Below are 18,502 nucleotides of genomic sequence, written 5' to 3'. Positions count from 1 at the left end.
GAAGCGCGATATAAAAAAGGCGACCCTCGGGTCGCCTTTTTTCATGGACTGCTGACGATCATCAGCTCCAGAGCCGTCGAATGGGCGTATCCGGGCTGTGATGAAAGGCGACCTGAGCCTGTAACAGCTCCGCTGTTGCCAGCGCATCCCCCAGTGCATGGTGGCCCTGGTAAATCGGCAGATTGTAGCGTTGCCGGCTTTCAAACAATCGGATGGACGCCGGTGGACGCCCTGCCATCCGGCGCAGCCACACCCAGCGACGACGCCGATGCAGACGCGCCTCGAGCCCCATGGTATCGATCACCGGAAACACGGCGCCCTCGCCCAGACGCTCACGCAGGGCGAGATCCAGAAAGGGGCGCTCGATATGACGGTAGTGAACCACCACCAGACGCCCCTTGAGCATCCCCATCACGTCGTCAAGCACGTCGCTTAAATCCGGGGCCTGTGCCACTTCACTGTGGGTAATGTGGTGGAAGGTGACGGACTTGTTGCTGAGTTTGCGACGTGGAGACACGACCCAGTAACGGCTTTCCCGCATGGGGATACGCTCCAGCCGAAACGGCACCAGCCCGATGCTGACAATATCGTGGCGTGTGGCATCCAGCCCTGTGGTTTCAAGGTCCAGTGCCACCATGGGCACCTCACCCACCGGGGTTTCCGGGTCCAGCGGGGCAGCCGAGAAGAAATCGCGCAACAGCGGGTGCTTGACCCGGCGCGCCCGCTCGGACATGTATTCCGGCCAGTCCGGTCGCTTGCGAGACTTCCAGGTACTCCACCTCACGAGCGCCTCCGTGAACCATTGTCCTTGCCACTGCGGGAAGGCATCGGGTAGCGGAAAGCCATGAACTTCTGGGCGTGACTGATGATTTCGAAGGCATCCTTCAGGTGGTGACGATCACGGCTCGGAATACTGTCCGGCTCGACGTTGTTGTCAGGTTCTCGCTCCTGCTGCAGATCCAGCGCCTGGTGGCGAATACGAACCATCGACAGCAGCTCGAAACTGTAGCGCAGCCGATCATTGACCCCCTCTGCCAGCAATGTGGTATTGGCAATGTCATCAAGCCGCAGAAAGCTGTTTTGCGCCTTGGAACCACAGGCCAGCGCATGGACACGAATCAGGTCCGCCAGCGGCGCAGTGCCCCGCCGCTTGATATTGATCGAATTGCGATGCTCGCCGTCCTTTTCGACCACGAAGGTGCGGAAGAAGCCCAGCGGCGGCGTTCGCCCCAGGGCATTGCGCGCCATGGCAGCCAGAAACAGGGGACGCTTCGGCGCCAGATCGGCAATCAATTCCTGCAGCGGCTCTACCAGCCGGTCCTCACCAAAGACGCAGGTCAGGTCAAAGAAAATCGAGCTGTGCAGCAGACGTTCCGGGCTGGGTTCATCGATCCATGACGTGAAGTACTCGCGCCAGACCGAAAACGGCTGACGCCAGCGCGAATTGCTGGCCATGATATCGCCCTTGCACCGGGCGTAGCCGCAGGCCGCCATGCCCTCTCGAACAAAGACAGCCAGCTTCTCGAAGTAGACATCATGTTCCTCGGGAACAAAGGCATCATCAATGACCAGAGCATGGTCCTGATCCGCCGTAATGGTCGGCTCATCCCGAGCCATAGACCCCAGTACCATGAAGGCATAGGGCACCGGTGGCGGGCCATAGGATTCCTCGGCCAGCTCCAGCAGACGACGAATCACGCTGCGTCCGATGGTCGCCAGTGCCCGGCCGATCATGCCCGAGTTGGCACCATCATCCACCAGACGAACAAAGGCCTTGCGGACCTCGGCGCTCAGCCGCCCCAGCCCTTCCACACTGGTCTGGTGGAAGATATTACTGACCAGATAAAGGCTGCTGTGGGTTTCGTGACGTACGATATCCGAAAGCTGCAACACCCCCATCGGGCGGCGACGATACAGCACCGGCAGGTGCTGAATATTGTTGCGCAGCATCGTCAGCATGGCCTCGTACACCGACTCGTCGGCCTGAATGCGTACCAGGTTTTTTGACATGACCTCGCTTACCGGCGTTTGCGGGTCAATCCCGTCGGCCACCACGCGGGTACAGCAGTCACGGTCGGTCAGCATGCCCACCAGATGCCACTGGTGCTGATCGTCGCCGACAAAGGTCGTGGCATCCACTTCCTCGGTACTTTCAATCACCAGCAGCGAGGAAGTGCTTTGCTCACGCATCAGCTGTGCAGCGCGTTGCAGGGGAGTGTTCTGTGCCACCATCAATGGCCGGCGCACGATCAACCGGCGAACCCGCGTCGTCAGCATGTTGCTTTCGTGGGAGTGGTGTTCGGCACTGGCCTTCAGTCGCTGGCCGCCGGACACGAGAAATTCCGCAAAGCCCTCGTCATCATCGTTGAGCGCTTCGATGATGGCCGCCGGCAGGAAGTAGATCAGGGTATCTTCCAGGGCATCCGCCTGGTAACGGGAAGGCCGGTGGCGCAGCAGGTCGCTGTACCCGAAGATGGCCCCTTCGCTCAACCGGTCAAACAGCTGCCCACTGCGACGCTTGATTTCGACCGCGCCGCTGCGAACATAGAACAGCTCGGTAATATCATTTCCCAGCGTCAGCAATTGAGCGCCCGCCGGAAAATACTGAATCTCCACTTCCGCGGCAAGCCGGTCCAGCCACTCATCGGGAAGGTTATCGAAGGGCGCAAACTGCGCCATGTGGTCACGGATATCCAGCTGTTCGATGGTCATGGAGTCGCCTGCACAAGGGAACGGTTCTGAATTGTCAAAGGGGGTATATCGCACGTCAAGCAAATACCGCACCGGACAATATCACGGGGCCCAAACGTAAACAGGGGCTCAAAAAGAGCCCCTGCAGGATGCTGCTGCGCTCAAGCTTATCGCTTGTTTTGCTCGGAGTCGGACTTGAGCGCGCTGTCGATGGTGTCTTTTACGTCACCCTTGGTTTCCTTGGCGTGGCCCTTGGTGTTCTGCGCCTTGCCTTCGGCTTCGGTGTCCTTGTCGTCGGTTACCTTGCCAACGGCTTCCTTCACCTTGCCGGCTGCCTTGTCGACCATGCCTTCAGCCTTGTCGGTCTTGGAATCCTTCATTATCCACCTCCATTGTGTAGCACCTGTCAGCACCCCGACCATGCCATGAAGGGCATGCCCCTCGGAGCACCAACTGCGATTCGTTCGCAGTCATTAGAGTGTAGAAGGCGTGTGCAATAATGCCACTATGCCAAGGGCTGACATGACATCCCTGTCCGGCAGCACGATATCAGGCTCCGTCAGCCTTGTGTCGGAAACGGAAACTGACGATAGGCATCACCCTGGTCACTGATCCAGCGCTCCCGCGTCCAGGCATTCAGTCCCCAGTGGCCATTGTGCTGCCCCATGCCCGAGGCCCCAAGCCCGGTAAACAGGGTCTGAGGTTCATCATTGACGCCCTGATCGTTGAAATGGATCATCCCGGCCTGCAGCATCTGCTCAATGGGCCCGCGCTCACGCCGCGTGAACACGCTGGCCGACAGCGCACCGCCTTCCACATTGGCCGCGGCCAGTACCGCGTCATCATCCTCGAACGGCAGCACCGTGACACAGGGGCCGAACATCTCCTCCTTCGCGGCCGGCATCTCGGGCTTCACATCGACCAGCAAGGCTGGCGTGATGAGGTTGCCGTCCTGCTCACCCCCACAAATCAGCCGGGCTCCCTGCGAGACACTGCTGTCAATGCGCTGCTTCGCGGCGTCAGCCTGACGCCGATCAATCAACGGGCCCAGGATAACGCCATCTTCCAGCGGATTGCCGGCCTTGACGCTGCGAACACGCTGCTCCAGTGCCGTGACAACATCCTCATACAGGGACCTGCTGACCAGCACCCGGTTGGTCGACATGCAGATCTGTCCCTGGTGCAGCAGCGAGCCAAAGACCGCCGCATCCGCAGCCGCCTCGACATCGGCATCACTCAACACCAGCATTGGATTATTGCCGGCAAGCTCCAGCGACGACTTCTTGAAATGGCGAGCACACTCGATTCCGATGTACTGCCCCACCCCGGTGGAACCGGTAAAGGAGACGCCGGCAAACACCGGATGAGATGTCATGGCCGCCCCGATCATCTTCGCATCACCGACCACCACGTTCAGGGCATCTGCCGGCAGGCCCACCGCCTGGAACATTTCCGCCAGCAGCAACCCACCGGTTAGATAGGTGCGCTGATCGGGCTTGAGCAGCACACTGTTGCCGGTGGCGAGCATCGCCGCCACGGAGCGCATGGAAAGGTTCAGCGGGAAGTTGAAGGGGCTGATCACCGCCAGCGCGCCCATCGGCTCACGCACCACTCGGCTCTGCTTGCCGGGAACGCTGGACGGCACCAGCGTACCGTGCATCCGGCCCGGGAAGCTGGCCGCCTCACGCAGCTCGGAAATGGCAGCCCCCAGCTCGAACGTAGCCTTCAGCCGCGAACTGCCTGCCTCCATGGCCGATAGCGTCAGAAAGGCTTCCTGACGTGCTTCCAGCCAGTCAGCGGCGTCCCGCAGCAGGCGGGACCGCTCGCTCGGGGTCATGCTGCGCATCACATCACGACCCCGAGCAGTACTTTCGATCGCATGATCCAGCTGCTCACGTGACAGTGGCGCCAGGCGCGCCACCTCACTCTGGTCGAACGGATTGACATCAACCAGCGGATCACCGCCCTCACCGGTCTGCCATTGGCCGGCGATGAACTGCGCCGGCTCCTGCACGCATAGAAAGGTCACATCACTCATGAAGCACTCCTGGGCATTCGAGGTACAGACATCATGGTATGCCTGATACCCCATGACGCCTATTAGCCATCCTGATTAGTTATTCGACATAGCTTTTATACCACAGTATTCCGCCGACACCGCTCCGAGCAGTACCGCACCTGTGGCCAGTCTCTGGCCCATTTCTTCCGCCAGCTGAACGGCCGGCCACAGACCGGACAGGTTTTGGTCGGCAAATGCGGCTTTTGATGAGCCATGCCGATTCACCGCTTCAGGAAATTCGAATTGACCAGATCCAGCACATCGTCCATTCGTCCATTGAGGATGGCCTTGGTGGAATAGAGGGCCGTGGAAGCAACCTGCCCCGGCTCCACCTTCGGAGGCATCACAAGTTCCATCCGGTTGACCTTCACATCCAGGATACCCGGGCCATCATGGTCCAGCAGTTCGCGCATGGCGCCATCCAGATCATGCTTGTGCTCGACCTTCCTGCCCCAGAGCCCTACCGCGCGGGCGACTTCGCCGAAGTCCGGGTTTTCCAGATCCGTAAAGGCGTCCAGCAGACCTTCAACCTTCTGTTCAATCTCGACAAAGCCCAGCGCACTGTTGTTGAACACCACCAGCTTGACCGGCAGCTTCAACTGCTTGAGGGTCAGTAGATCCCCCATAAGCATGCTCATGCCGCCATCACCGCACATTGCAATGACCTGCCTCCCCGGATAGGCCGCCTGAACGCCAAGGGCCTGAGGGTAGGCATTGGCCATGGTGCCGTGCACCAGACTCGAGAGCGTACGGCGCCTGCCATTGACGTCGATATGACGCAGCAGCCACACCATCGGGCTGCCACCATCGGCAGTGAATACGGCATCATCGCTGGCATGACGGTTGATCGCCAGCGCCAGCTCCTGCGGGTGGATCAGCTCATCATCGCGTGAGGTATGCGTCGCATGGGCTCTGGATTTCTCATAGGTCCTGCGGCATCCATCCAGCCATTTGGTATTCGTCCGCGGCTCGACCATGGTGGCCAGTGCCGCGCAGGTATCCCGCACGCTGCCCAGCAGGCCGACATGAACAGGGTGCCGCTTGCCGATCTGCTCGGCGTGAATGTCCACCTGAATGATGGTGGCCTTCTCGGGATAAAACTGCGTCCAGGCAAAGTTGCAGCCCAGCAGCAGCAGCACGTCACAATCGGCGACCGCGTGATAGCCGCCCTCCAGCCCGAATACCCCGGTCATGCCGACCTCGAAGGGGTTGTCGTACTCGATGAAATCCTTGGCGCGCGAGGTCCACGCCACCGGCGCATTGAGCCGCGCCGCCAGCGCCAGCACTTCACTGCGGGCATTTTCACAGCCAAACCCCGCATAGATCGTGATTCGTTTGCCGGCCTGAATGGCTTCGAGCGCCGGCACGAACTCTTCGGCACTGGGCCGGATGATGGGATCAAACCGATGGGCGCGATACGGCAGGTCATTGTCCGGCGTTTGCGTAAACAGATCCCCGGGGACGATAAGCACGGCCACACCACGCTTGTTGATCGCCGACTGGGCAGCAATCGCCGCCATCCGGCGTGCCTGGTTCGGATTGGTCAGGGTTTCACAGAACACGCTGTACTGCTCGTAGATCGGCTTTTGATCAACATCCTGCGGGAAGCCAACGCCGGACTCACTGGTGGGCACCTGGGAGGCAATAAAGACGACCGGGGCGTTACTGCGATGGGCATCAAACAGGCCGTTGACAAAATGCAGGCTCCCCGGACCGCAGGTGCCGGCACACAGGGCCAGCTCACCGGTTATCATGGCCTCGCCACCGGCTGCAAACCCGCCCACTTCTTCATGACGCACGTGAACCCAGTCCAGCTCGGACCGGCGCATCGCATCGGTCAGATGGTTGATGGTATCGCCGACAACGCCATAACAGCGCTGTGCTCCGGCATCCAACAGGGTATCAACGATGATTTCAGCCACATTCCGGCTCATGGTACGACTCCTTTCGCGTTCGAGGCTTCCTTGCTGGGATCAAGGACTGCGAATAAAGATAGTTGGCCTGACACGGAAGCCCAAGATAAAGCACTGGCGATAGCGATATACTGCTGCCGATACAACCCGCGACATTTTCAGGGGGCTTTCGTACATGAGGCGGATATCGCGGAAAACATGGCTGATTCTCGGGCTGGCCGTACTGCTGGCCACCGGTCTGACGCTGACAGCCACAAAGACCCCATTCGCCGACCAGCTCATCAGAGTGTCTGTCGATAACGCCCTCTCCCCGGCCATTGCCACCGACCTGCACACGGAAAGCATTGCCCTTAACAGGATATTTCTGGCCTACAGCAGCGATGAAGCACTGACGCTGGCCGCACGGCGGGCCATGCTCAAGCACCCTGACATTGCTCGCAGGGTATTGATAGAGCACGGCCTAGACTCCGGATTTCAAACCGCGCTCGACCGATTCGGCGCCGATGCGGTGGTGCCGGTGCATTACTTCGAAACCAGCGAGCTGCCGCTGGTAAACGCCCGGCTCTGGGCCGCCGACAAGGCCAGCGCCTGGTCGACGACCTTCACGAGCTGGTGGAAGGATGAATCCGGTGATGCCGAACCGGGCCCTGTCGAGCAAGACCACGCATCGAACCAGACCGAGCCGGTTTCACCCGAGGCACGCGCCGCTCTGGCGATCGCACTGCTGAATCGCCAGGGTTATCGGTTTCTGGACCAGTTCGTGATTGACCAAAACGGCACGACGCACTGGCTGCAGGGCGAGCGTACCCTGAGCGCGCTGTCTGATTTTTTCACCGGTGGGTTGCGTGGGCTGGAGCGCAAGGCCCAGGGTGATCAGGCCATCGGCGGCTGGGATATCGCCTCGGCAGGGCTCGATGTACTGGTGGTCGCCAGTACCGTCAAGGCACTGCGTGCGGGCGCAGCGCTTCGCACCGAGCGCGCCGCACAGGCCACACGGGTCGGCACCACCACCGAACGTCGTGCACTGCTCTCCGGCGCCGCCCGAGCGGTGGCCGGCTCGCGCACGGTGCGCTGGGCAGTCTATGGCAGTACCGTCTGGCTGGTGGTAACACACCCCTCCCTCATCAACGCCATCGGCGTCAACGTGGCCAGGCTACTGGGCTGGCCGGCCTGGCTGGGCCAGGGCGTACTGTGGTTCATCGTGCTGCTGCCGGCTCTGTGGCTATCGAGCATTCTCGCCCGCCTGGCTCGCTGCATCCTTTGGCCGGTTCGGCGCCTGACACAGGCCTGGCACTGACAGCCAACACCGTTGTTCGGGACACTGTTCAACCCTATTGCCGGCTTCCGGCAACGCCGGCGCGTCAGTCTGCGGCGAGAACCTGCTCGTATACCGTCTGGAACGCCCGGGCGTCCTGGTCACTGAAAAAACACAGCGTCACGTGAAGCTCGGAATAGTTCGGCAGCACCTCGGCCATCAGGCCACACACCACCCGGGCAGCATCGTCGAACGGGTAGCCATAGACCCCAGTGGAAATGGCGGGAAAGGCAATGCTTGTGCAGCCGTGTTCGGCGGCCAGCGCCAGGCTGTTGCGGTAGCAGTTTGCCAGCAGATGGGACTTGTCTTTCGTTCTGGCGTATACCGGGCCAACGGTATGAATCACGTAGCGCGCAGGCAGCTTGAACCCGTCGGTCAGCGCCACGTCACCATCGGGCAGGCCGTCAGGCCAGTCCTGCCGGCGGAGGTTTCTGCAGGCATCGAGCAACTCAGGCCCCGCTGCACGATGGATGGCCCCATCGACGCCGCCACCTCCCATCAGCGAACGATTGGCGGCGTTGACGATCGCATCAACGTTCAGGTGTGTAATATCACCGGTGATCACGCGCAGCCGCGCGCGCCATGACTGACTCATCCCATGTGCTCCTTCTCTCGTGCAGACTCGCGCTTCGTGGCCGGTCAGAGCGCCACGAAACTGCCGCCGATCTCACCCGGCTTCCACGCTGGCCCGCCCCTTGATGAGTGAGCGCAGCAACATCAGCACACCAACTGCCGCACAGGCGGCCATGGCCAGGATCAGGGCCTCCAGGGTATGCGGTAAAAGCGCCGACAGCGCCGACACGGTGCCGGCAATACCGAACTGGGCCGCCCCCAACAGCGCCGCGGCCGTCCCGCCACTGAGAGGGAAAAACTCCAGAAAGCAGGCCTGAATGTTCGGGCTGATGGCCCCCATCGAACCAATGGTCAGCATCATTGCAGCCAGAAAGCCGTAGAGCCCCCAGTCGTTGAAGGTCGCCAGTACCAACAGCACCATGCCCAGAGCCTGACAACAGGTTGCCAGCTGAAGAATGCGCAGTGACGGCAAACGAGACAGCAGGATGCGATTGGCAATATTGAAGCACAGCATGGTGATGATATTGGCGGCAAACAGAAACGAGAAGGCCGAAGGCGTCTGCTCGAAATGCCCCTGATAAATGAAGGAGGCGTAGGTAACGAACAGCATCATGGTCGAGAAGGCGGCCGACTGCCAGACGATAAACGGCAGGGCCTGACGCGTGGACAGCACAGCCCTGTAGCGCTGAAGAATGCTCAGGTTCGATTTCTGACGCGATACACGTCTGTTTTTATGAAACACCACCTGTAACAGCATCGGCACCAGCAGCAGGGCATATACCGCCAGCGCCACGAAAATCACGTGCCAGGACCCGAATTGCAACAGCAGGCTGCCAACACTGGGCGCAACACCAGGGGCCAGTACCATGATAAAGCCCATCATTGAAAACAGCTTGGCCGCATCACGCCCCCCGACCCGGTCACGCACCAGCGCCGGTACTGACACCAGCACCCAGCCGGCGCCAAAGGCCTGAAAGATCCTCCCGACCAGCAGCGTACCCAGCGTCTCGGCCTGGGCAATGACCAGGCTTGAAAGCGCAAAGACCACCAGACCCGCCATCAGGATACGCTGTCGGCCGAACCGATCCGATAACGCGCCCCCCACCAGCTGTCCGAACGCCAGCCCGAAGATATACACCGAGACGCTCAATGATACCGCCTGCTGCCCCACACCCAGCGACTCACCGATGACCGGAAAGGCCGGCAGATAGGTATCCATGGAGAAAGGCCCCAGCATCATGGTCAGGGCCAGGGCAAGCACCAGTGAAAAGGGGACAGTTGATTGGGGCATAAATACTCGCAGGCAGAATACTAATTGATAAAGTCAACGATATGATACCGACAAAACCGGCAACGCTCCAGCGAGCGAGCCGCTTGTCAGTGCTTCCTGTCTCTACTACACCTCTTGTTACTTTCATCGTAGTCGATCATTTTTCAGATACACCGCGGTGCAGACCTCACGAGATCAAAAGGAGCAGTCACCATGGTCAGGAAGACCACGATCCACGCGCAGCAACAAACCCTGCCAGGCAGTGAAGCGTTGATGTCACCCCGGGCGGAGTTCATCCGCGACAGCTATCATGGCAGCGGCAAGCTCGATGGCAAGGTCGCGCTGATCACCGGCGGAGACAGCGGCATAGGCCGCTCGACAGCGATCCACTTTGCGCGCGAAGGGGCCAGTGTTGCCATTACCCACCTGGCAGAAGAGCAGGAGGATGCCCTGGAAGCCAAACGTCTGGTGGAGGCCGAAGGGGCAAGGTGTCTGCTGATTGAAGCCGACCTCCGCCAGCGTGACGTCTGTGACGACGTGATTCGTCAGGTCATCGATACCTTCGGCGCGCTGAACACACTGGTCAATAATGCCGGCACCCAGCAGGTCAGCAAGGACATGACCGAGCTCAGCGATGAACAGTGGAAGAATACCTTCGCCACCAACATCGACAGCCTTTTCTACCTGACCCGGGCCGCCCTTCCCCATCTGGGTGAGGACGACACCATCATCAACAATGCCTCGATCAACGCCTACATCGGACCGGAATTTCTGATTGATTACAGCGCGACCAAGGGTGCGATCATCAGCTTTACCCGCTCACTGTCCAACCAGGTGGTCGGGCGCGGCATCCGCGTAAATGCCGTCGCACCCGGCCCGGTCTGGACACCCCTCCAGCCGGCGACCCTTGGCGCCCACGATCCGGACATGCTCGAGGATTTCAGTAGTGGCACCCCCATGGGCCGCGCCGGACAGCCCTCCGAACTCGGCCCGTGCTTTGTCTTTCTCGCCTCGCTGGATTCCTCCTTCATCAGCGGTCAGACCCTGCATCCGAATGGCGGCACGGTCGTGAACGGCTGAGCCTGTTCAGGGGCATGTCAAAAAGGCAGCGCATGGGCGCTGCCTTTTTTGTGCCATGCATCACGCATCAGGCAGTATGGGGGAGTCCCCCGACACATCCCTGGTATCGCCATGAGCTCTCTTCACATTCGCGCCCTCGAACCCGAGGACATCCCCGCGGTTCACGTCCTCTATTCCCAGCCCACCCTTCAGCGCAACACGCTGGGGCTGCCGTATATGCCGGTATCGGCATGGGCGGAAAAGGTGGCGGCAGGACCGGGCAAGCATCTATTGGTCGCGACGCTCGATGGCCGTCTGGTCGGCCAGATCAGTCTGCTGCTGGAGGAGCACCGCCCGCGCAGGCGGCATGTCGGCAGCCTCGGCATGGGTGTGGATGAAACCGTTCACGGCCAGGGCATCGGCACGCGGTTGCTCGGGGCGGCACTGGAACTTGCCGATGACTGGCTGGGCCTGACCCGGCTCGAGCTGAGCGTGTACGCTGACAACGCCGCCGCCATCGCGCTTTACACCCGCGCAGGCTTCGAACAGGAAGGTCACCATCGGAACTTTGCCCGCCGCGAGGGCGTGCTGGTCGATGCGCTGTCGATGGCACGGATACGCGAGGGCTAAGCCTCTCGAGAGGCCACGAGGCTACCGCGTTTGCCCCCCCTTGTGGCCATGCACTCATTACGCTCAAGGGCTCTGTTCCTGATCCCCGGGCGTTCGCGGTGACGCGGCATCGAACCACTGTGGCCAGGAACTCTGGTGGCGCGCGTCAGCATCGATGCACGGAATCAGGCGGTCGGTCAGTACCCGTGTCTGCCCGGTCGCCCTGGCCGTTCTGTATTTAACGCTGTGTATGCACTCGCGATCACCAAACTCGCAGCGATCAAGCCGAGTCCCGCCACAGGGGCCGTTCGCAAGCCCCTTGGGGCAGGTTTCGGGGCAGATGTACAAGGTGTCCTCAAGGCGGCACGTCCCGCAGGTATCACATCCGACCAGGGGGCGTTTCACCCCCCGCTCAAGTCGATGCAGCCAGTGCCTGCCGCGGGGCGTCCGCCAGACCCGACGTGTGAGCAGCCAGCCAGCGCCTCGACTCAGCGGATTGGTGCGACTGAACAACAGCGAATGGAACATCGATAGCGTGTGGTAGCGCATACGCTCCTTTCGGGTCGCACGTGATCGGGACTCGCCCGGTTGCCAGCCAGACTCCGAGGGATGAAACGTTACGAGAGGCACGTCCGGCATGTGCCAGTGCGCCTCCCAGGCGGCACGCCATTGCTCGAGGGTCCTGATCTCCAGTCTCAGGGTATCGATCGTTTTTTCCAGCGCGTGCAGCTGTTCCAGGGTGTGGATCCCCGACAGATGGATACCGGCATACCCCATCAATTCAAGCCCGATGATCTGCACCCCCAGACGCGCAAGACTGCGTTCACGGGCGTAGGCCGTGGAAACCGCCGCTTCTGCGGCAAGCAGCGCGTGCATCGAGCGGGTAATCGTGACGCCAGGAACGTGCTCCAGGAGCGTGGCACTTCTGGCGGTCAACGCCATGACACAGGCCAACAGGTGCACGGGGGCGGTGCGCTGCTGCATCCATGTCTGGGCCTCCTGATGCTTCCGGGCATCGAAGCCCAGCTGGAGGGTCAGGAAATCGGTACCGGCCAGAAGTTTCTTTTCAGCCTTGAGGTACTGCGCCCCGCTCTCGTCCTCCTGGTACTTGAACGGATTCAAGGCGGCACCGAGCAGCCAGCTCGGCCTGGCCTGCCTGACGATGTCCAGTGCAGGAACGGACTCCAGATAACGCACGGGCTGACCGGGCTCATGCCCCACCACCCGATCGCCCGTCAGCACCAGCAGTTGATCCAGACCGGCGGCGTCCATGCGATCCATCTGATCAAGTAGCGCCTGTCGGTCGCGATCCTTGCCGGAAAAGTGAAGCAGGGCCGGAAAGGAGCATGCCGCTCTTGAAAACGTCTCTGGTGGCGACAGGTCATCGTTGCTGCTCACCCGGTCGGCAATGGCCCCGACCAGCGGCCAGCCGCACAGGCTTGAGCGCTGCATGAGTTGTTCAAAGCCTGCCAGGCGCTCGGCAGAACGTCTTGGCACAAACTCGACAACACAGACGAACCGGTGTTCGCAAAGTGCCTTTCTCAACATGATCACTGCCCTTCCGCTGCCGGATCGAACGCCCTGTCAAACCGGACCCCATGACGATTGAGCGCCGCATGTGCCACCTCGATGAGATGGGAGACATCGCCCAATCATGAATTTGATTCTATTTAATCTTGAAAATATTCAGTTTGTTTCATGATGAGGCGTCACCGACAATACCTTCCAAACGCCGATCGTCGCTCACCCGTTACCTCGGGTGATGCATGGATACGGCCATCGCGTGCAGATCAGGCATGCCAACGGATTGACGCGGCAACAGGCCAGCGCGCTTGAGCCGCACCCGGGACCGAACAGAACGGAAAGAAAAGACACGGGGCCCGGCAACCCATGAATTTCAGGTATCAGGAGTGCAGGTCGCCATGAGCGAAGAGGTTACCTTTACCATCAAACGCATCGGATTCGATGAGCATTATCGTCCATCGGACAGCACGCGCACCACCACCAACTTTGCCAATCTGGCCCGGGGAGAACAGCGCCAGGAGAACCTGCGCAGAACGCTTGAAATGATCGACAACCGGTTCAATGCGCTGGCCCACTGGGACAACCCGGAAGGCAACCGCTATACCGTCGAACTTGATATCGTGTCCGTCGACATGACGATCCATGCCGCGCGCGCAAGCGATGCCCTGCCGTTGATCGAAATCCTGAAGACCACCATCCTCGATCGCCAGACCGGTGAACGCATCGAGGGCGTCGCAGGCAACAATTTTTCCTCGTATGTCCGGGACTATGATTTCAGCGTCGTACTGCCGGAACACAACAAGAACCGCACCACCTTCAGCATCCCGGACAACTTCGGCACGCTGCACGGCAATCTGTTCACCTCCTTTATCAATTCCGGTGCCTACAAGGACTGCTTCACCAAACCGCCCGTGATCTGCATCAGCGTGTCCAACAGCAGGACCTACCACCGCACGGACAACCGACACCCGGTGCTTGGCGTCGAATACCGGCAGGATGACTACTCACTGACCGATGCGTATTTCAGGAAGATGGGATTGACCGTGCGCTACTTCATGCCGGAAGGCAGCGTCGCACCACTGGCGTTCTACTTCTTCGGCGACCTGCTCAACGATTACACCAATCTGGAACTCATCAGCACCATCAGCACCATGGACACGTTCCAGAAGATCTACCGCCCCGAAATCTATAACGCGAATTCCGTGGCGGGCCGTGCCTATAAACCAAGCCTTGACCACTCGGACTACTCACTGACCCCGATCGTCTACGACCGCGAAGAGCGTAACCGGCTGGGCATAGAGCAGGGCAGGTTTGCCGAAGAGCACTTCATCAAGCCCTACAAGCCGTATCTCGATCAGTGGTCTTCACGCCCCGCATCCTGATTCTTCCGCCACTGATTCTCTATCGACAAGGTTTTACATCATGAATGAATGGTTACCCACATCCACCGCCGGCAGCCTGCCGAAACCTGCCTGGCTTGCCGAGCCCGAGACGCTCTGGTCTGCCTGGAAACTGCAGGACAGGGAACTGATCGAAGGCAAGCAGGATGCACTGCGGGTATCATTGCACGATCAGCAGCAGGCCGGCATTGATATCGTCAGTGATGGCGAACAGACACGTCAGCACTTTGTCACCACCTTCATCGAGCATTTGAGCGGCGTCGATTTCGAGCAACGCAAGACCGTCAGGATTCGCGATCGCTATGACGCCAGTGTGCCGTCAGTGGTTGGCCCCGTGGCGCGCGAAAAACCGGTCTTCGTCGACGATGCCAGATTCCTGCGCCAGCAGACCGACCAACCCATCAAGTGGGCGCTTCCGGGCCCCATGACCATGGTCGACACACTGTATGATGGCCACTACAAGAGCCGTGAAAAGCTCGCCTGGGAGTTCGCGAAGATCCTCAACCAGGAAGCTCGGGAGCTGGCCGCCGCCGGCGTCGACATCATCCAGTTCGATGAGCCGGCCTTTAACGTCTTCTTCGATGAGGTGAACGACTGGGGCATCGCGGCACTCGAGAAGGCAATCGAAGGGGTCGAGTGCGAAACGGCAGTACATATCTGCTACGGCTACGGCATCAAGGCCAACACGGACTGGAAGAAGACACTGGGGTCGGAATGGCGCCAGTACGAGGAGATCTTTCCCAGACTGCAGGCGTCGAACATCGATATCGTCTCGCTTGAATGCCAGAACTCCCATGTCCCGATGGAGCTGATCGAACTCATTCGGGGCAAGAAAGTGATGGTCGGCGCGATCGATGTGGCCACCCACACCATCGAAACACCCGAGGAGGTCGCCAATGTCCTGCGAAAGGCGCTTCAATTCGTGGATGCCGACAAGCTGTACCCCTGCACCAACTGCGGCATGACGCCCCTGCCACGCGCCGTGGCACAAGGAAAGTTGAACGCCTTGAGCGCGGGCGCCGCCATCGTTCGAGCAGAGCTTGCCCTCTGACCTCAGATGGCCTGAAACGTCTGGTTTTTTTGGCGGTGTTCAGATCGAGACAGGTCTCGGCGGCCTTGCCCACATGGCTGCCGCCCCAGATCATGCCCACTGCCATAAAACTGCCCGGAACAAAGGCACTGCGTGTTTGCAGGGTGTTTCCTCCTGACTCGGGCATCGCCCCGGGTAATTTTGAACCACCGCCGGCGCCTGCGAAAAACGCAGCGCCTTTATTATTGCCGTTTTTCAGCGGTCTGTATGGCAGCATAAAAAACCGGCGCCGTGGGCGCCGGGTATCGTTTCGCCTGACTTGCGATTATTGAGCGTGAATTCCAGCCCTTCTGATTCCACCTTTTTCCATTCGAAATCGGGCGAGGTCAGGTTGAGCTGCGTGTACGGCAGTGAATCGCAGGGAAACCAGTAGTTTTTATCTGTATCCACCATGCAGGCCGCCCAAAGGCGGCGCAGTGTCACGTTCCAATCACATATGGAATCACTCGGTCGAGAAGGTATACACCGTACGGGACTGATAGGTATCGCCCGGTTTCAGGATGGTAGAAGGAAAGTCGGCCTGATTGGGCGAATCCGGGTAATGCTGGGTTTCCAGCGCAAGGCCGCTGCGATGGCCATAGGCATTGCCTCCCTTGCCGGTCAGGGTGCCATCCAGAAAGTTGCCGGAATAAAACTGAATGCCCGGCTCGGTGGTAGCTACTTCCATGACACGGCCGCTTTCAGGGTCACTGACCCGCGCCGCCAATACCAGCGTGTCGTCCGTTGCTGACGCGCGATCAATCACGAAGTTGTGGTCATATCCCCTGGCACGAACAAGCTGCTGGTTATCGTCATTGATTTGCTCCCCTATAGCCGTCGCCTTGGTAAAATCAAACGGCGTGCCCTTCACCGACTTGATTTCACCGGTCGGAATCAGCGTCTCATTGATGGGCGTGAACTCGTCGGCATTGATCATGACCTGATGATCCAGAATATCGCCACTGCCTTCACCGCCCAGGTTGAAATAGCTGTGCTGGGTCAGATTGACAGGTGTCGCCCTGGTCGTCGTGGCCTTGTAATCAATGGCCAGTTCGTTGTTATCCGTCAGTGTGTAGGTCACCTCGACGTCCAGCTTGCCGGGATACCCCTCCTCGCCATCAGCACTGGTATAGGTCAGCACCAGCCCTGAACCGCTGTCATTTTCAAACGGCGTGGCGTTCCACAGCACGCGGTTGAATCCCTTGTCGCCCCCATGCAGGTGGTTGGGACCATCATTTTTGGCCAGATCGTACGTTTTACCGTTCAGCTCGAACGTTCCGCCGGCGATCCGGTTGCCATAGCGCCCTATCAACGCCCCGAAATACGGGTTGGATTGACGATAGGCGTCCGATAGATAGCCATCCAGTGAGCCAAAGCCCAGCACGATGTCATCGAGCCGGCCCTGAGCGTCCGGCGTCTTGAGTGACGTGATGATGCCACCGTAATTGGTCACTTCCATTTCCACGCCGTTACCATTGACGATGCGATAAAGATCGACCCTGCGCCCGTCAGGCAAGGTGCCAAATGCCGAACGTTCGACGGACTCAGGGGTATTCATCGCCCCACTGTCGTCGGCGAGGGCCGGATTGGCGGCAAGAAATCCAAGGCTGGCGCCCAGCGCCAGACAGGAAAAGGACATTCCCCATTTCATGGTACGTGCTCCTGCGGTGCGACTGTGTCAGCAGTCTGCTTTTTATTCGAAATAATCATTCGCTGGTTGAGCGGTGCCAATAACGTGCTCGCTACCACAGTAGGCCAGGGGATTGGCAAGCCACTAATACCGTTTTCCCGATACTTCGATATACATTCGGTTATGAGGACAACCAGGCGATCCTGCAGAGGGTGAGCCAGGCCAGGGCACACCGACATATTCCCCGGTATGGGCGCACCGGCCTGTCGACGCATCATGTTCGACCTTTTCAGGTGGTCAGCCTGTCACGTTCCGAAAAGGTGTGTTGTATCCTGGCATCCGGCTTGTCAGAATCGATCCGCCGCAGCGGCACAGACATTTCGGAGCGAAACGGCATGACACGCATTATAAAACGGATCGTGGTTACGCTTGCGTTCGCTCTACTCGCCGCACTGGTCTGGGGTGTAGTGATCGAGCCCTATACACTTGACCAGCGTAATACCAGCGCGACGGTGCCCAACCTGCCCAGGGCGTGGGAAGGGCGCAGGATTGCCCTGCTCGCCGATTTTCAGTCCGGCATGTGGCTCGATAACACCTCGCTGATCGATACCATTACCGAGACCCTCCTCAGGCAGCGCCCGGCTGCCGTGATCATTGCCGGCGACTTTGTCTATCACCCCACCAATACATCCGATGCCGCTGCCGCGAAGCGGGCACTGAACACGGCCAATGAGCAAAAAACCCTCATGTCACTGGATACCACCCTGGCGCGATTGAAGCCTCTGGTGGAGGCCGGTATTCCTGTTCATGCGGTGCTGGGCAACCATGATTACGCCATGGCCTCTCCCCATGATGCCCGCCTGGGATTCATTGCCGATGCCGTGAAAAAACGCATCCAACAGGCCGGCATTACCGTGCTCCAGAACCGGGCAGTACCGTTGTCACTTCCAGACAGCAATACCACGGACCAGCCCCTTTATCTGGTGGGTATCGGCTCGCACTACGCCGGCAATGATCACGTGGAACAGGCCCTTGAAACCCTGCCGGGCGACGCTGCCCGCCTTGTCGTCATGCACAACCCGGCGTCATTTCCCGATTTTCCTGCCCATACGGCGCCGCTGGCCATGGCCGGCCACACGCATGGCGGGCAGATGCGCCTGCCCGGTCTGCCACAGTGGAGCTGGATGAGCCTGTTTCAATCCGGCCCGGCACATACCGATGGCTGGATCGAGGAGGACTATGGCGCGCCGGGCAACAGGCTGTACGTCAATCGCGGGATCGGCTTCAGCATGGTGCCGATTCGTATCGATGCCCCACCGGAACTGACGATGTTTACCCTTCAGGGCAACGGTACAGCACAATAGGCTCCTTCCTCATTCCGGGACGACGG

Annotated in this window: 17 protein-coding genes; 6 read left to right on the top strand and 11 right to left on the bottom strand. The window is 59.9% G+C overall.

The features are described from left to right. Positions 1–61: 61 nt before the first annotated feature. The 6 genes from NAT21_RS01205 to NAT21_RS01180 form a co-directional block, all read right to left on the bottom strand. A complete protein-coding gene (locus NAT21_RS01205) occupies positions 62–784 on the bottom strand; it encodes a 3'-5' exonuclease (RefSeq protein ID WP_265896087.1) in 723 nt (240 codons plus the stop codon). Further along, the gene (locus tag NAT21_RS01200; protein WP_250935041.1) at positions 781–2,712 is read right to left on the bottom strand and encodes a DUF294 nucleotidyltransferase-like domain-containing protein; all 1,932 of its coding nucleotides are present in this window, start codon (positions 2,710–2,712) and stop codon (positions 781–783) included. The genes NAT21_RS01205 and NAT21_RS01200 overlap by 4 nt, the downstream gene beginning before the upstream one ends. A 146-nt stretch (positions 2,713–2,858) precedes the next feature. Next, positions 2,859–3,071 carry a CsbD family protein gene (locus tag NAT21_RS01195; protein WP_250935040.1) on the bottom strand — a complete coding sequence of 71 codons (213 nt, stop codon included), beginning with the start codon at positions 3,069–3,071 and terminating at the stop codon, positions 2,859–2,861. A gap of 179 nt (positions 3,072–3,250) precedes the next feature. Then, positions 3,251–4,729: an aldehyde dehydrogenase family protein gene (locus NAT21_RS01190; protein ID WP_250935039.1), complete on the bottom strand. Its 1,479-nt coding sequence runs from the start codon at positions 4,727–4,729 to the stop codon at positions 3,251–3,253. Between the two features lie 95 nt (positions 4,730–4,824). Further along, positions 4,825–4,965 (bottom strand): DUF2256 domain-containing protein, encoded by a 141-nt coding sequence (locus tag NAT21_RS01185; RefSeq protein WP_250935037.1) that lies wholly within the window; start codon positions 4,963–4,965, stop codon positions 4,825–4,827. 6 nt (positions 4,966–4,971) lie between these two features. Continuing rightward, entirely contained in the window at positions 4,972–6,684 is a 1,713-nt protein-coding gene (locus tag NAT21_RS01180; protein WP_250935035.1) for a thiamine pyrophosphate-dependent enzyme, read from the bottom strand. A 154-nt stretch (positions 6,685–6,838) separates the two neighbouring features. On the opposite strand from NAT21_RS01180, the gene NAT21_RS01175 reads away from it, so the two are divergent. Further along, positions 6,839–7,960: a hypothetical protein gene (locus NAT21_RS01175; RefSeq protein ID WP_250935033.1), complete on the top strand. Its 1,122-nt coding sequence runs from the start codon at positions 6,839–6,841 to the stop codon at positions 7,958–7,960. 64 nt (positions 7,961–8,024) lie between these two features. Here the strand turns inward: NAT21_RS01175 and NAT21_RS01170 are convergent, their stop codons facing one another. Next, entirely contained in the window at positions 8,025–8,573 is a 549-nt protein-coding gene (locus tag NAT21_RS01170) for an O-acetyl-ADP-ribose deacetylase (RefSeq protein ID WP_250935031.1), read from the bottom strand. A gap of 72 nt (positions 8,574–8,645) precedes the next feature. Then, positions 8,646–9,842, bottom strand: a complete 1,197-nt coding sequence (locus NAT21_RS01165; RefSeq protein WP_250935029.1) for a multidrug effflux MFS transporter — start codon at positions 9,840–9,842, stop codon at positions 8,646–8,648. Between the two features lie 192 nt (positions 9,843–10,034). Between NAT21_RS01165 and NAT21_RS01160 the strand changes: the two genes are divergently transcribed. Both NAT21_RS01160 and NAT21_RS01155 read left to right on the top strand, forming a co-directional pair. Further along, positions 10,035–10,901: an SDR family oxidoreductase gene (locus tag NAT21_RS01160; protein WP_250935027.1), complete on the top strand. Its 867-nt coding sequence runs from the start codon at positions 10,035–10,037 to the stop codon at positions 10,899–10,901. Between the two features lie 111 nt (positions 10,902–11,012). Then, the gene (locus NAT21_RS01155; RefSeq protein WP_250935025.1) at positions 11,013–11,510 is read left to right on the top strand and encodes a GNAT family N-acetyltransferase; all 498 of its coding nucleotides are present in this window, start codon (positions 11,013–11,015) and stop codon (positions 11,508–11,510) included. A gap of 63 nt (positions 11,511–11,573) precedes the next feature. Here NAT21_RS01155 and NAT21_RS01150 read toward each other — a convergent pair whose 3' ends face one another. After that, positions 11,574–13,037: a methylenetetrahydrofolate reductase C-terminal domain-containing protein gene (locus tag NAT21_RS01150; protein WP_250935022.1), complete on the bottom strand. Its 1,464-nt coding sequence runs from the start codon at positions 13,035–13,037 to the stop codon at positions 11,574–11,576. 374 nt (positions 13,038–13,411) lie between these two features. Here NAT21_RS01150 and NAT21_RS01145 point away from each other — a divergent pair, with 374 nt between their 5' ends. After that, a complete protein-coding gene (locus tag NAT21_RS01145) occupies positions 13,412–14,395 on the top strand; it encodes a DUF1852 domain-containing protein (RefSeq protein ID WP_250935020.1) in 984 nt (327 codons plus the stop codon). Between the two features lie 40 nt (positions 14,396–14,435). Beyond that, on the top strand, positions 14,436–15,464 hold the full coding sequence (locus NAT21_RS01140; RefSeq protein ID WP_250935018.1) for a methionine synthase: 1,029 nt from the start codon (positions 14,436–14,438) through the stop codon (positions 15,462–15,464). Between the two features lie 234 nt (positions 15,465–15,698). Here NAT21_RS01140 and NAT21_RS01135 read toward each other — a convergent pair whose 3' ends face one another. Next, positions 15,699–15,926: a hypothetical protein gene (locus NAT21_RS01135; protein WP_250935016.1), complete on the bottom strand. Its 228-nt coding sequence runs from the start codon at positions 15,924–15,926 to the stop codon at positions 15,699–15,701. A 19-nt stretch (positions 15,927–15,945) separates the two neighbouring features. Further along, complete coding sequence (locus NAT21_RS01130; RefSeq protein WP_250935014.1) at positions 15,946–17,133, bottom strand: aldose epimerase family protein; 1,188 nt, start codon at positions 17,131–17,133, stop codon at positions 15,946–15,948. Between the two features lie 374 nt (positions 17,134–17,507). Here NAT21_RS01130 and NAT21_RS01125 point away from each other — a divergent pair, with 374 nt between their 5' ends. Then, positions 17,508–18,476: a metallophosphoesterase gene (locus NAT21_RS01125; protein ID WP_250935011.1), complete on the top strand. Its 969-nt coding sequence runs from the start codon at positions 17,508–17,510 to the stop codon at positions 18,474–18,476. Positions 18,477–18,502: the final 26 nt, after the last annotated feature.

Origin of the sequence: Larsenimonas rhizosphaerae, assembly GCF_023700005.1 — a bacterium.
GTDB classification, from domain to species: domain Bacteria; phylum Pseudomonadota; class Gammaproteobacteria; order Pseudomonadales; family Halomonadaceae; genus Larsenimonas; species Larsenimonas rhizosphaerae.
The sequence above is the reverse complement of the archived record's forward strand: the minus strand, read 5'-3'. Positions and strand labels throughout refer to the sequence as shown.